The organism is Mesorhizobium sp. M2C.T.Ca.TU.002.02.1.1 (genome assembly GCF_003997225.1).
The window spans coordinates 1-13,311 of record NZ_RZTO01000003.1; the positions used below are offsets into that span (position 1 = coordinate 1).

12 protein-coding genes are annotated in these 13,311 nt (G+C 63.1%); 8 read left to right on the forward strand and 4 right to left on the reverse strand.

The genetic code is table 11. The features are described from left to right. Positions 1-298: universal stress protein (locus tag EOD07_RS00330; protein ID WP_164771994.1), on the forward strand; the 298-nt coding region annotated here is incomplete at its 5' end. A gap of 121 nt (positions 299-419) precedes the next feature. Here EOD07_RS00330 and EOD07_RS00335 read toward each other — a convergent pair. Beyond that, positions 420-1,070 carry a BON domain-containing protein gene (locus EOD07_RS00335; protein WP_127233468.1) on the reverse strand — a complete coding sequence of 217 codons (651 nt, stop codon included), beginning with the start codon at positions 1,068-1,070 and terminating at the stop codon, positions 420-422. Between the two features lie 133 nt (positions 1,071-1,203). Beyond that, positions 1,204-3,042 (reverse strand): ATP-dependent zinc metalloprotease FtsH, encoded by a 1,839-nt coding sequence (gene ftsH, locus EOD07_RS00340; RefSeq protein ID WP_127233469.1) that lies wholly within the window; start codon positions 3,040-3,042, stop codon positions 1,204-1,206. Positions 3,043-3,258: 216 nt separating this feature from the next. Between ftsH and EOD07_RS00345 the strand changes: the two genes are divergently transcribed. The 3 genes from EOD07_RS00345 to EOD07_RS00355 all read left to right on the forward strand — a co-directional run bounded on the left by EOD07_RS00345 (position 3,259) and on the right by EOD07_RS00355 (position 6,126). Further along, positions 3,259-4,566, forward strand: a complete 1,308-nt coding sequence (locus EOD07_RS00345; RefSeq protein ID WP_127233470.1) for a divalent metal cation transporter — start codon at positions 3,259-3,261, stop codon at positions 4,564-4,566. Between the two features lie 373 nt (positions 4,567-4,939). Then, complete coding sequence (locus tag EOD07_RS00350) at positions 4,940-5,149, forward strand: ChaB family protein (RefSeq protein WP_127233490.1); 210 nt, start codon at positions 4,940-4,942, stop codon at positions 5,147-5,149. Positions 5,150-5,649: 500 nt separating this feature from the next. After that, a complete protein-coding gene (locus tag EOD07_RS00355) occupies positions 5,650-6,126 on the forward strand; it encodes a plastocyanin/azurin family copper-binding protein (RefSeq protein WP_245469702.1) in 477 nt (158 codons plus the stop codon). 242 nt (positions 6,127-6,368) lie between these two features. Here the strand turns inward: EOD07_RS00355 and EOD07_RS00360 are convergent, their stop codons facing one another. After that, complete coding sequence (locus EOD07_RS00360) at positions 6,369-6,815, reverse strand: host attachment protein (protein ID WP_348627722.1); 447 nt, start codon at positions 6,813-6,815, stop codon at positions 6,369-6,371. A gap of 118 nt (positions 6,816-6,933) precedes the next feature. Beyond that, positions 6,934-7,275 carry a metalloregulator ArsR/SmtB family transcription factor gene (locus EOD07_RS00365; protein WP_348627723.1) on the reverse strand — a complete coding sequence of 114 codons (342 nt, stop codon included), beginning with the start codon at positions 7,273-7,275 and terminating at the stop codon, positions 6,934-6,936. A 122-nt stretch (positions 7,276-7,397) separates the two neighbouring features. Here EOD07_RS00365 and EOD07_RS00370 point away from each other — a divergent pair, with 122 nt between their 5' ends. The 4 genes from EOD07_RS00370 (at position 7,398) to EOD07_RS00385 (ending at position 13,238) form a co-directional block, all read left to right on the forward strand. Continuing rightward, the gene (locus EOD07_RS00370; protein WP_127233471.1) at positions 7,398-8,690 is read left to right on the forward strand and encodes an FAD/NAD(P)-binding oxidoreductase; all 1,293 of its coding nucleotides are present in this window, start codon (positions 7,398-7,400) and stop codon (positions 8,688-8,690) included. A 27-nt stretch (positions 8,691-8,717) separates the two neighbouring features. After that, positions 8,718-8,921, forward strand: a complete 204-nt coding sequence (locus EOD07_RS00375) for a DUF2892 domain-containing protein (protein ID WP_127233472.1) — start codon at positions 8,718-8,720, stop codon at positions 8,919-8,921. Between the two features lie 172 nt (positions 8,922-9,093). Next, positions 9,094-10,014, forward strand: coding sequence for an efflux RND transporter periplasmic adaptor subunit (locus tag EOD07_RS00380; protein WP_348627724.1), 921 nt, complete (start codon positions 9,094-9,096; stop codon positions 10,012-10,014). Then, entirely contained in the window at positions 10,011-13,238 is a 3,228-nt protein-coding gene (locus EOD07_RS00385) for an efflux RND transporter permease subunit (RefSeq protein WP_127233474.1), read from the forward strand. The genes EOD07_RS00380 and EOD07_RS00385 overlap by 4 nt, the downstream gene beginning before the upstream one ends. Positions 13,239-13,311 lie beyond the last annotated feature (73 nt).

Consider the following 13,311-nt stretch of genomic DNA (forward strand, 5'->3'; position numbering starts at 1 on the left):
GGCGATGGCGAGTGATGTCACGGTCGTGGCGGTCGATCGCCATCCCGACGACTGGATCAAGGCCGGCGTCGAGGACGTGTCGGGCTTCCTGGCCGGTCACGGCATCAAGGCACGCACCGAAATCATCAAGACGGACGATGATGAGCACAATCGCCTCGTCGATTTCTTCGCCTCGGTGAGCGCCGAACTTGTCGTGTCGGGCGCCTACGGCCACAGCCGGCTGAGGGAATGGGTGTTCGGTGGCGTCACCCGCTCGCTGCTGGACGAGGTCTGGCTCAATCGGCTGATGTCGAATTGATACAGGCGACGGCAGACGGGCTACGGAGCCATCTGCTAGAGCCCTCCCCAAAGTGCCGGCACCGAAGCACCGGCACTTTGGGTTTACGACTGGCAAACACTTCCGCGCCTTGCCCGATTTATCAACCGATCGTGATCCGGTCCTCGACCGTCTTCACGCCAGCCGCCGACCAGGCGGCACGCTCGGCCGCCCGGCGTTCCGACCAGGCATGCACCCGGCCTTCGAGCCTGACCGCGCCATTGTCGAGGACGTTGACCTTGATCTCCTGCGCCTCGAGCTCCGCATTGCGCTTCAGCGCATTCTCGATGCGTTGCTTGATGTCGTAGGTTGACGGCCGCGGTTTGATCTCGATCTGGTTGGTCACACCGAGAACGCCGGCGAGATGACGCACGGCATCTTCCGCCGCGGTCTTCTGATATTGCCATTCGACCTTGCCGGTGAGCTTGACCCAACCGTCCTGCACGCGGATCTGCACCGCGTCGCTTGGAATGGACGTGTTCCAGGCAATCGTGTTGACGGCGCGCTTGGCGATCTCGTCATCGGCGGTCCTGTGGGTGCCGAACGGACGGACTTCCATCTCCTGCGCGATGGCTTTCACGCCCTTGACGTTCCGCACGACGTCCTCGACCTTCACCTTCTGAGCATATGTCGGGACATGGCCGGTCAGCGTCACGACGCCACTGTCCACCGCTACGCCGATATCGGCGGCATCGATGCTGGGCTCGAAGTCGAGCTCGTCGATGATGTCCTGCTTCAGGATGCTGTCACTCATTTTCCACCTCGCTGTTTCAGGGGGTACTTCTTGCAACGTCGCAAGTATCGCCCGTGCGTGCGCGGTGGCGTTGATTGCCGTCAAATAGCGATCGGATGCGCAATAGACGCTGCCGCGCAGCGCATATTGCCTGTCACGCCGGTACCGCGGCGACCTTCTTCGCCGGCGGAGCAACCGGGGCCGTCCGACGCAGCGGCGGGAAATCGTCAGGCGTGATCGTCTCGCGTTCGAGAAGCAGGCTGGCCCCTGCCTTGAGGTCGGCCATCCGCGATCTAAGCAGTTCCTGCGCCGCGGCGAAGGCTTCGTCCAGCATCTGGCGAACGGCAACGTCGATCTCCCGGGCGGTGGCTTCCGAATAATCGCGCTGGCGCAGCGAGCCGTCTCCCAGCCATTGCTGCTTTTGTTCCTCGAGCACGGCCTGACCCAAAGCGGAGCTCATGCCGAAGCGTGTCACGCTCTGGCGCGCCACGTCCGTTGCCTTGGCTAGATCGTCGGCCGCCCCGGTCGAAACCTCGCCATAAACGATATCCTCCGCCGCCCGGCCAGCCAGCAGGGCGACCATCCGCTCCTTCAGCTCGCTTTCCGTTATCAGGAAACGGTCGTCCGTCGGGCGCTGCATGGTGTAGCCGAGCGCGCCGATAGCGCGCGGGATGATCGATACCTTGTGCACGGGATCTGTCTTGAGAAGCGCGGACGCCGCAAGCGCATGCCCCATCTCGTGATACGCGACCCTCTCGCGCTCTCCCGGATTGAGCAGCCTGCTCTTGCGCTCGGAACCTGCCACGATGCGCTCCACCGCATTTGTGAAATCATCCATCGCCACCTTGTCGGCATTGCGCCGGGTCGCAAAGATCGCGGCCTCGTTCACGAGATTGGCGAGGTCCGCGCCGGTGAAACCTGGCGTGATGGCCGCCACTTCGCCGATGTCCAGGTCCGGCGCCATCGCAACGCTGCGGATATGAACCTTGAGGATTGCCTCTCGTCCCTTCCGGTCAGGCCTGTCGATCACCACCTGGCGATCGAACCGGCCGGCGCGGGTCAGCGCCGGATCGAGGATTTCCGGCCGGTTGGTGGCGGCAAGAAGGACAATGCCGGTGCGAGGGTCGAAGCCGTCCAACTCCGACAGGAGCTGGTTGAGCGTTTGCTCCTTCTCGTCCGCGCCGCCATAGCCGGCAAAAGGGCTGCGCGCTCGCCCGAGCGCGTCCAGTTCGTCGATGAAGATGATGCATGGCGCGGCTTGTCTTGCCTGCTCGAACAGGTCTCGAACGCGGGCGGCGCCCACGCCGACGAACATCTCGACGAATTCGGAACCGGAGATCGAGAAGAACGGCACGCCCGCCTCGCCAGCCACCGCGCGCGCCATCAGGGTCTTGCCGGTTCCGGGCGGGCCGACCAGGAGAATGCCTTTAGGGATGCGCGCGCCAAGGCGCCCATATTTGTCCTTGTCCTTCAGGAAGGAGACGATCTCCTGAAGCTCGAGCTTGGCCTCGTCGACGCCGGCGACATCGTCGAAGGTCACGCCGGTCTGCCTCTCGACATAGACCTTGGCCTTGGACTTGCCGATGTTGATCAGGCCGCCCATGCCTTGTCGTTCGGCGAAGCCGCGGAAAAGAAACATCCAAAGCCCAAAGAAAAGCAGGGCCGGCAGTATCCACGAAAGGATGGTGGTCAACCAGTTGCTGTCGGAGCCTCCCGACACCTTCACGCCGGCCTTCTCGAAGGCTTCGGCTGAAGCCGGATCAACGCGCGCGGCGATGAAGAGGCTCTTGCCCTCCTGAGGCTCCTTGAACTGGCCCTGGATGGTGGTTTCGGTCAGCGTGACCGAGGCGACCTTGCCTTCGCCGACCAGGCGCATGACGTCACTGTAGGAGAGCTGTGTGACGTCGCGCCAACCTAGCCAAAGCTGGAAAAGTCCGAACAGGACCAGCGCAAGGATAGCGTAGCCGATGTTGAAACTGTGCTTCCTGTCCATAGCAGTCTCCAGCGGAGTCGTGGGGCCTCAGCAGGCTTGGCGCAGCCGAAAGGCCGGCTTTCCGGCAGGCCGCTTCGGGTGCCTGAAAAAGCCTTGCCGATGCGGCGGGAATTCAAGCGCATCCTATGTGCGTTGTTTCCCCATGCTTTGAGCGAGGTCAAAGATCGTCGGGACCGGTCGGGATTACAAGTGCGCGGATTCCTTTCCGGACGGCCCATGGGCATCATCGACGACAACATCAGCGCGGTACTCCGGCGCGGCAAGCTATCGAGTTTGCTCGGCCGCCTGAAGGAGCATCCACTTGCGCGTGTCGGTCCGGGTTTGATCACCGGCGTAGCCGACGACGATCCGAGCGGAATTGCGACCTACTCGCAGGCGGGCGCCCAATTCGGCCTCAATATGCTTTGGACGATGCCGCTCTGCTTTCCGCTGATGGCGGCGGTCCAGTCGATGTGCGGCCGCATCGGCCGGGTCACCGGCAAGGGACTTGCGGCGAACATAAAGGCGTTCTTCCCGCCATTCGTGCTCAAATTCGTTGTTGTTTTGCTTCTTGTTGCGAACACGCTGAACATCGCCGCCGACATAGCGGCCATGGGCGAGGTCGCGGAACTTGTCACCGGCATGAACAGGCATCTGGCCACATTGTTCTTCACCTTCGGCACGTTGGTCCTGCAGGTGCTTGTTCCGTATCACCGCTACGTGAATTTCCTCAAATGGCTGACACTATCGCTGCTTGCCTATGCCGCGGTGCTCTTCACGGTGCATGTGCCATGGAGCGAGGTGGCGCTTCGCACCGTATGGCCCAGACTGTCGATGAACGCCGAGACCGCCACCGTGGCGGTGGCGATCTTCGGCACGACGATCAGCCCCTATCTCTTTTTCTGGCAGGCGTCGGAGGAGGTCGAAGAGATGAAAGGCGATCCTCCCCTCATCGAGGATGCGGCCCGATCGGAGACCGAACTGCGCCGGTTGCGCTGGGACACCTGGAGCGGCATGCTCTATTCGGATGCGACGTCCTACTTCATCATCCTGGCGACCGCGGTAACGCTGAACATTGCAGGTATCACGAACATCGAAACAGCGGCGCAGGCCGCCAGCGCCCTGCAGCCGCTGGCGGGCGATTTCGCCTTCGCGCTTTTTGCGGCCGGGATACTGGGCGTTGGATTGATCGGTGTGCCTGTGCTGGCAGGCTCGGCGGCATACGCGCTGGCTGAGGCCATGGGGTGGCAGGAGGGCCTTGAGCTCAAGGCCAGCGATGCCCGCGGCTTCTATGGCGTCATCGCGGTAAGTATCCTGGCAGCGCTGGCCATCCAATATCTGCCCATCAGCCCGATGAAGGCGCTGTTCTGGAGCGCCGTCATAAACGGCGTCGTCGCGGTTCCCCTCATGGTGGTGGTCATATTGCTGGCTTCAAGCCGATCGGTCATGGGACCGTTCACGTCCGGTTGGCCGATCGTCATTCTGGGCTGGGTGGCGACGGCATTGATGGCCGGAGCGTCGATCATGATGCTTTTGCCCGGCTGAAGCGCGTCGCGATCCTTCAGATTCGCTCCATGCGCTTTGGTTCTTGATTTTATGCATGTCTTTGTCCCGAAACCGGTTCCCACTTTCGGGAGACATGCATTAGGCGCAGTCTTGCCGGCGCACCATGATTTTGCGCGAAATCAAGGTATCCACCCTCATCAAGCCTTAGAAGGAACCCATCGTGCCGATGGATCGCTTCGGCGTCGATGTGCCCGACGATCGACATTGCCGAGCATGAGTTCATTCAGCCTCGAGCGGTTCACCGTTTCAGGGAAACGCTAAACCGCTCTATCTCTTTGTTTTAGCCGCATTTATGCGACGCCAAGCGATTCCGCTTGGCTGCAAAATGCTCTGGAAACGTGGAAACGTGTTTATGCCGTACGCATCAATCGAGGATCTTCCTCCACCCCTTCGCGAATATCTCCCCCTGCATGCAAGAGAGATCTACCGGTCCGCGTTCAACCACGCCTGGGACGAATATGCGGACCGCGGCGAGCAGCGAGAGGAGATCGCCCATCGCATCGCATGGGCAGCCGTAAAGCGTCGTTACCAAAAGGAAGGAAGCACGTGGGCGCCGCTCTGAGCGGCTCTTTTTTCGACGCATTGATCGCGATCAAATTTTTCCTGTCACAATTGGTCATATGTCTTGCGGTCAGGCATTTAAGGTAAATTCCGCTCGATGAAAAACGCCGTCGCGAGGCTTGTCGACACGTGCAACGCCCAAAGAAGCAAGGGAGCGGATTTTCCAACCATCTGGAGAGATGTGTTGAAGGCGCACCCTTGCGTGCGCGGACAACCCGTTCAAGGTAGCGGAGAGAGCGGCCCTATCCTGAAGGTCCCTCTGATCACCGGCCAGTTCCTCGTGTTCCTGGGTTCGCATTTCACTCTCGTGAGCTGAGTACCAAAGCGGACGTTTAGCGTCGGATCAATTGCCTTCAGGGCGCTAAATCAACCGTGCGTTCAGACCGCAACGAGATCGTCAGCGTCCTGTCAGGCTGTGATTGCTAGACAGCGCTCGCGACCGATCATGTTTCAAAGCAGCCCGCCAACTGTGGTCGCCGGGTGGCGGTCAGGAGCACCTCGATGCAGTTCTTGAGAATTGGATTGGTATTGGCCGCGCTGGCAATCACGGCGCCGGCGTTCGCGGATTCAACGGTCAATGTCAAATTGTGGGACAAGAATGGCGACATGAACCCAGATGCCAAGATGGGGATGGGCATGCCGGCGAACATGAGCATGGCGATGATGAAGATTGAGCTCGACAAGAAGGCCGTGCCGGCCGGCAAGGTCACCTTCGATGTAACCAACACGTCGAAGGCTACGGTCCATGAAATGATTGTTGTGCCCGTGGCCGACCCGAAAAAGACGACGCTGCCATATGTTTCAAACGAGAACCGTGTCGATGAGGATGCGGCCGGCCATCTGGGCGAGGTCTCGGAACTCGATCCAGGTAAGACCGGCTCGCTGACACTTGACCTTAAGCCCGGCTTCTATGCGGTCTTCTGCAACATCCCCGATCATTTCATGAACGGAATGTGGGCCACCATCAAAGTCCAGTGAGACGGCACCGAGCACGCCCGGCCATGAGCCATGGCGTGCTCGGCCAGGAATTGGCAGGACCGCGACGCCGTCGCGAAACCTGGACCAATGCATGTCGCCAGAAGTGCGCAGCGGTTCTGGGCGACATGCATCAAAACAAAGGCTTGAAGCGCGTCGCCTGAATCCGTTTCGGCGCGACGCGCTTTAGCGACCTGTCGGGAGATCGCTATGCAAATCGGTCCCGATGCAGGATGTCGAGTGGGTCAGGCAGTTTCTATGGCGCCTTTGATCGACATCACGGAATGCTTGACAAAGTCTTTGGCGATCTCGCCGACAAGTTTGGCGCTCAGTGAGGGGTGATAGTGCCTCCGCAGCTCGCCAAGCGTGCGCGGGTCGGCGATGACCAGGATATGCTCGCAGCCTGTTTCATGCGCCTGATCATTGAGATAGGCCGCGACCGATCCCGCAAAGTCGTCCTCACGCAACCGGGACTCGTCCGGATTGGCAGTTGAGCTGCGATGCCGGCCTCCGGATCCGGCGTGGGCCATTTCAAGGATGGGATCCTCGACTTCGATCAGATCGAGATGGGGTTCGTGTCCCTTGTTGTGAAACAGCCGCAGACTCTCGCCATCGGTCACCGCGACAAGAGTGCCGTTATTCAGGATCATGTAATTCTCCGCCATCGGATCAGCCGAGCGCTGCAACGCCATCCGATCATCTTCATTGCTATATAGGCACGTAATACCGGAACGAGTTGCGTCGCTTTGACCTTAATCAAAGCCGGACAAGGCTATGAGTAGCGAAAGACGCTACGGGCGATGCACCGCGCTAACGCGGGCAGAAGGCGGAATGTAGCGCCTCGATCACCGTGAGCACTTCGGGCCGCGTGATCCGATAGTGGACCGTCGTGCCGTCCCGGCGCGCCTCGACCAAGCCGTCGGCCCTCAGCCGCATAAGCTGTTGCGACATCGGCACCTGGTCGATGTCGAGCAGCTCTCGCAACTCGGCCACTGAGCGCTCCTCGTCGCCGAGGGCGCACAGCACGAGCAAACGCTGTGGATGGGACAGGCTCCGGAGCAGTTCCGCCGCTTTTCCCGAAGCCGGGATCATTTCTCTTACATTCATGTTCTTGAATTTATAATCTTTGAATGTTACATGCAAGCTCGCCATTCGGGCTCTTCGGCGCACCTTACAATCGCGCCGCCCCGTTTGGAAATTGAGCCTGATCAACGCTGAACGCGGCTTCCTCGCGCAGGGTGCCGCGAAAAGATCGAACCAACGGGAGGATCGCCATGTCCCACATCGTCGTTCTCGGAGCCGGCCTCGGCGGCACGATCATGGCATACGAAATACGCGACAAGCTGCGCAGCGAGGATCGGCTGACCGTCGTCACGCTCGGCACATCCTATTCCTTCGTGCCTTCCAATCCCTGGGTCGCCGTCGGATGGCGGGAGCGCAATGACGTCACTGTCGATCTCGCGGACACCTTCAAGCGGCGCGGCATCACGCTGCGTCCCGAAGGCGCGAAGAAGGTGCATCCGGAGGAAAACCGCCTCGAACTCAACGACGGCTCCTTCGTCGACTACGACTATCTGGTCATCGCGACCGGCCCCGACCTCGCCTTCGACGAGGTGCCGGGTCTGGGACCTGCCGGCCATACCCAATCCATTTGCCACATCGACCATGCCGTCGCCACCCGGGCAAAGTTCGACGAATTGGTCCGCAAGCCTGGACCGGTCGTCGTGGGCGCGGTTCAGGGCGCGTCCTGCTATGGCCCTGCCTACGAATTCGCCTTCATTCTCGACGCCGCGCTGCGCAAGGCCAAGGTGCGCGACCGCGTGCCGATCACCTTCGTGACGCCCGAGCCCTATATCGGCCACCTTGGCCTGGACGGCGTCGGCGACACCAAGGGCCTGCTCGAGAGCGCCATGCGCGAGCGCCACGTCAAGTGGATAACCAACGCCAAGGTGACTTCCGTCGAAGCCGGGGTGATGCATGTCGAGGAGGTCAATGACGACGGCACGGCCAAAGCCGGACACGACCTGCCTTTCGCCTTCTCCATGATGCTCCCGGCCTTCCGCGGCGTTCCGGCGGTGATGGGCATCGAGGGTCTCGTCAACCTGCGCGGCTTTGTGACCATCGACAAGCACCAGCGCAACCAGACCCATCCGAACATCTTCGCGATCGGCGTCTGCGTCGCCATCCCGCCGGTCGGCAAGACTCCGCTGCCGGTCGGCGTTCCAAAGACCGGCTTCATGATCGAATCCATGGTGACGGCCACGGCCGAGAACATCGCCGCATTGCTGCGCGGCGAGGAACCTAGGGCCGTAGCCACATGGAACGCCGTCTGTCTCGCCGACTTCGGTGACGAGGGCATCGCGTTCGTGGCGCAGCCCCAAATCCCGCCGCGTAACGTCAACTGGTCATCGCAGGGCAAATGGGTCCACGCGGCCAAGGTCGGCTTCGAGAAATACTTCCTCCACAAAGTCCGGCAGGGAAAGAGCGAGACCTTCTACGAGGGGCTGGCGCTCGACATGCTGGGCATCAAGAAACTCAAGGCAATCCACATCGAGCCGGCCGAATAGGCGGCTCGCACCTCAGGAGACGTGAAAATGACTATCGATAAGGCCGTGCTGATGTTTGCGGGGCTCGTCGTGCTGATCTCGCTGGCGCTCGGCATCTACCATTCGCCCTACTGGTTCCTGCTGACTGCCTTCGCCGGACTGAACATGGTTCAGGCTTCGATCACCGGCTTCTGTCCGGCGGCGATCGTGTTCAGGAAACTCGGCTGCAAAGCGGGCGTCGCGTTCAAGTAGCAGCACGTCTTTAGAAACCACCAAGAGCCGGGAGGCGTTTGCTGCGCCTCCCGGGCCATTTCAACCGACCGGAACTAGCGCAATGCGAACCACGAGATCAGCTCTCGCCGGCATCCTCTTGATCGGAACCGCAGGCCTTGCGGTATCGAACGCGAAGGCTGCGGAATTCACGGTGAAAGCCACCACCGTCACCGAAATGAAAGCCGTCTACGGACAGGTCGAAAGCCGCACCGTGGTGCCGGCGCGCGCCCGCATTTCGGGAACCATCAGCGAGGTCCGCGTTTCCGAGGGCCAGGAGGTGCGCCAGGGTGATCTGGTCGCCGTCGTGGTCGACAACAAGATCGCCCTCCAGCTCCGCGCCGCCGACGCCAAGATCGCGGCGCTCAACTCGCAGCTCGACAACGCTCGCACCGACATGCAGCGCGCTCAGGACCTGCTGGCCAAGGGCGTGGCGGCGCAGAGCCGGGTCGATGCCGCGCGGCTGCAGCTCGACGTAACGACCAACCAGCTTGCCGCGGCGGTCGCCGAGAAGGCCGTCATCGAACAGAGCGCCCAGGAAGGCCGGACACTGGCGCCCGCCGATGGCCGCGTGCTTACCGTTCCGGTCACCGCCGGCTCGGTCATCATGGCCGGCGAACCGGTCGCCCGCGTCGCATCGGGCCAGTACTACCTGCGCCTGTCGCTGCCGGAGCGCCATGCCGCCGAGATCGCGGAAGGCGCCGCCGTCGACATCGGCGAACGCGGCACGGGGTCGAATGCCGGCTTCGTCAAGGCCCGCGCCGGCCGCATCGCCAAGGTCTATCCGGAGATCGAGAGCGGGCGGGTGATCGCCGATGTCGAGGTGGCCGATATCGGCACCTATTTCGTCAACGAGCGCACGCTGGTATCGATCCCGGTCGGCAAGCGCGCCATGCTTGGCGTTCCCCCCCAGGCGGTGCGCACGGTCCATGGCGTCGACTATGTCACGGTTGAGACGGCAAGCGGCCCGCTCGACGTGGCCGTGGTGCTCGGCGAGCGCTTCGAGGACGCCGGCCAGGCGCGCATCGAGGTGCTGACCGGCCTCGCGGACGGCGACAAGGTCGTCCTGCCATGAAGCTCGGCATTGCCGGCGGGCTCACCCGCTCCTTCATTGGCTCACCGCTGACGCCGCTCTTCCTGCTGGCCGCGCTCGCCCTTGGCCTGGTGGCGCTTGTGACGCTGCCGCGCGAGGAGGAGCCGCAGATCTCCGTGCCGATGGTGGACATCCACGTCCGGGCCGACGGGCTCAAGGCGGAGGACGCGGTCAAGCTCGTCACCGAGCCCCTGGAGACCATCGTCAAGAGCATCGACGGCGTCGAGCATGTCTACTCGCAGACCGCGGATGACGGCGCGCTGGTGACGGCCCGCTTCAAGGTGGGCACCAGTTCGGACTCGGCGGTGCTGCGCGTGCACGACAAGGTGCGCGCCAACATGGACCGCATCCCTGTCGGCATTCCGGAGCCGCTGATCGTCGGGCGCGGCATCGACGACGTCGCCATCGTGGTGGTGACGCTGACGCCGACGCCGGAGGCCGCCAGCCGCTATTCCTCGGCCGACCTGACCCGGCTGGCACGCGAGCTTCAGGTCGAGGTGGCGAAGCTCCCGGACATCGGACTGACCTACATCGTCGGCGAGCAGCCGGAGGAAATCCAGGTCGAGCCCGATCCGGAGAAGCTTTCGCTCTACGGGATCACGCTGCAGCAGCTGACCGCCAAGATCTCCGGCGCCAACCGCTCCTTCCAGCTCGGCACGGTGCGCGAGCAGGGCAAGCAGCAGGTGCTGGTCGCCGGCCAGACGCTGCAGGGGTTGTCCGACATCGGCAATCTGCTGCTGACCGCCCGTGACGGGCGGCCGGTCTATGTGCGCGACGTGGCAGGCATCGTGCTGGCGACGGCGCCGGGCGAAAACCGCGTCATGAACGTCACCAAGACCGCCGACGGGCTGAAGCGTGGCCCCGCCGTCTCGCTTGCCATCGCCAAGCGGCCCGGCACCAACGCCGTCCTCATCGCCGACGCCATCGGCAAGCGCCTTGAGCAGACGCGCGGACAGATTTTCCCCAAGGATGTCTCGATGACCGTCACCCGCGACTATGGCGCGACGGCGAACGAAAAGGCGAACGAGCTTCTCTTCCACCTCGGCCTTGCGACGATCTCCATCGTCGTGCTGGTCGCTGTCGCCATCGGCTGGCGCGAGGCGCTGGTGGTGGCTGTCGTCATCCCAACGACGATCCTGCTCACGCTCTTTGCCTCCCGCATCATGGGCTACACGCTGAACCGCGTCAGCCTGTTCGCGCTGATCTTCTCGATCGGCATCCTGGTCGACGACGCCATCGTCGTGATCGAGAACATCGCCCGCCATTGGGCCATGGATGACGGGCGCTCGCGCAGCGCCGCCGCCATCGACGCCGTCGCCGAGGTCGGCAACCCGACCATCGTCGCCACGCTGACCGTCGTCGCTGCCCTTTTGCCGATGCTTTTCGTGTCGGGCATGATGGGGCCGTATATGAGCCCGATCCCGGCCAATGCCTCGGCCGCGATGCTGTTCTCCTTCTTCGTCGCCGTCATGCTGACGCCCTGGCTGATGATGAAGCTTGGCCGCCGCCATGCGGCGGCGCAGCGGCGGACCGGCCATGACAGCGGGCATATAGGGGCGCTGGGCCGCGCCTATGTCGCGGTCGCCCGGCCGATCCTGAAGTCGCGCCTGCGCGCCTGGATGTTCCTGCTCGTCGTGGGCATCGCGACGCTCTCATCCATGGCGCTGATCTACACCAGGCATGTGACGGTGAAGCTGCTTCCCTTCGACAACAAGACCGAGCTGCAGGTGGTCGCGGACCTGCCCAAGGGCTCATCCGTCGAGGACACGAACCGCGTTCTGCAGGCGGCGGTCGACCGCCTGGCAAGTGTGCCCGAGGTCGTGTCGCTCCAGACCTATGCCGGCACCGCCGCGCCTTTCAACTTCAACGGCCTGGTGCGCCACTACTATCTACGCTCCAGCCCGGAACAGGGTGACGTGACTGTCAACCTGACGCCGAAGGGCGAACGCAGCCGCGCCAGCCATGCCATCGCGCTCGACATACGCGAGCGCCTGAAGGGCATGGCCCTGCCTGCGGGCACGGTCATCAAGGTGGTCGAGCCGCCGCCGGGCCCTCCGGTGCTGGGCACGCTGCTGGCCGAAATCTACGGGCCGGACTCCGAGACCCGCCGCGCGGTCGCGGCGAAGCTGCGCGAGACCTTCTCGAGCGTCCCGTTCATCGTCGACGTCGACGACAGCTTCCACAATCAGCCGCAAAGGCAACGGCTGTCGATCGACCAGGACAATCTCGAATATTACAGGGTCGAGCAGTCGGACGTTCACGACACGCTGAGCTATCTCTTCGGCGGCACCACGGTGGGTTACTCGCACCGGGGCGGCGGACGCTATCCGATCCCGATCCGCATCGCCCTGTCGAAGGGCGACGGCGTCGTCGATCAGCGCGCGCTGGCAACGCCGGTGCCGGCCAACGCGTTGCCGGGCGCACGCGACGTGGTCGAGCTCGGCGACGTGGTGCGCCTCACGAGCGAGCCCGCCTCATACCCGATCTTCCGCCACAACGGCCGCCCCGCCGAGATGGTGATGGGCGAACTGGCCGGCGCCTTCGAGGCGCCCGTCTACGGCATGCTCGCCGTCGACGACGCCATCGCCAAGGCGGACTGGGGCATGGTGCCGAAGCCGCAGATCGCGCTGCATGGCCAGCCGGACGACGAATCGAAGCCGACGCTTCTGTGGGACGGAGAATGGGAGGTGACCTGGGTTACCTTCCGCGACATGGGCGCCGCCTTCATGGTGGCGATCCTCGGCATCTACATCCTCGTCGTCGCGCAATTCGGCTCCTTCAAGCTGCCGCTGGTGATCCTGACTCCGATCCCGCTGACGCTGATCGGCATCATGCTCGGTCATTGGGCTTTCGCCGCGCCCTTCACCGCCACGTCGATGATCGGCTTCATCGCGCTGGCCGGCATCATCGTGCGCAACTCGATCCTGCTGGTCGATTTCATCCGCCACTCCGGCGGCACTGGCCGGCCGCTGGTCGAGGTGTTGCTTGAAGCCGGCGCGATCCGCTTCAAGCCGATCCTGCTCACCGCGCTCGCGGCGATGATCGGCGCGGCGGTGATCCTGACCGACCCCATCTTCCAGGGGCTGGCCATCTCGTTGCTGTTCGGCCTCGCCTCGTCGACGTTGTTGACGGTGCTGGTGATCCCGGCGATCTATGTGGCGCTGCGCGGTGCCCCGCCCGCCCCCGATGCACCGCAATTGCGTTAGCTCTGGCCGAAATCGCCAGGGAGACCCCGAACACTATCGGAATTGCCACGAAGACAAACTGATGGGCTTGGCG

Excerpts from the sequence above, each read along its gene's own strand:
- EOD07_RS00385 (WP_127233474.1), top strand. The coding sequence starts at position 10,011 with ATGAAGCTCGGCATTGCCGGCGGGCTCACCCGCTCCTTCATTGGCTCA.
- EOD07_RS00370 (WP_127233471.1), top strand. The coding sequence starts at position 7,398 with ATGTCCCACATCGTCGTTCTCGGAGCCGGCCTCGGCGGCACGATCATG.
- EOD07_RS00375 (WP_127233472.1), top strand. The coding sequence starts at position 8,718 with ATGACTATCGATAAGGCCGTGCTGATGTTTGCGGGGCTCGTCGTGCTG.
- EOD07_RS00345 (WP_127233470.1), top strand. The coding sequence starts at position 3,259 with ATGGGCATCATCGACGACAACATCAGCGCGGTACTCCGGCGCGGCAAG.
- EOD07_RS00360 (WP_348627722.1), bottom strand. The coding sequence starts at position 6,815 with ATGGCGTTGCAGCGCTCGGCTGATCCGATGGCGGAGAATTACATGATC.
- EOD07_RS00335 (WP_127233468.1), bottom strand. The coding sequence starts at position 1,070 with ATGAGTGACAGCATCCTGAAGCAGGACATCATCGACGAGCTCGACTTC.
- EOD07_RS00355 (WP_245469702.1), top strand. The coding sequence starts at position 5,650 with ATGCAGTTCTTGAGAATTGGATTGGTATTGGCCGCGCTGGCAATCACG.
- EOD07_RS00350 (WP_127233490.1), top strand. The coding sequence starts at position 4,940 with ATGCCGTACGCATCAATCGAGGATCTTCCTCCACCCCTTCGCGAATAT.
- ftsH (WP_127233469.1), bottom strand. The coding sequence starts at position 3,042 with ATGGACAGGAAGCACAGTTTCAACATCGGCTACGCTATCCTTGCGCTG.
- EOD07_RS00365 (WP_348627723.1), bottom strand. The coding sequence starts at position 7,275 with ATGGCGAGCTTGCATGTAACATTCAAAGATTATAAATTCAAGAACATG.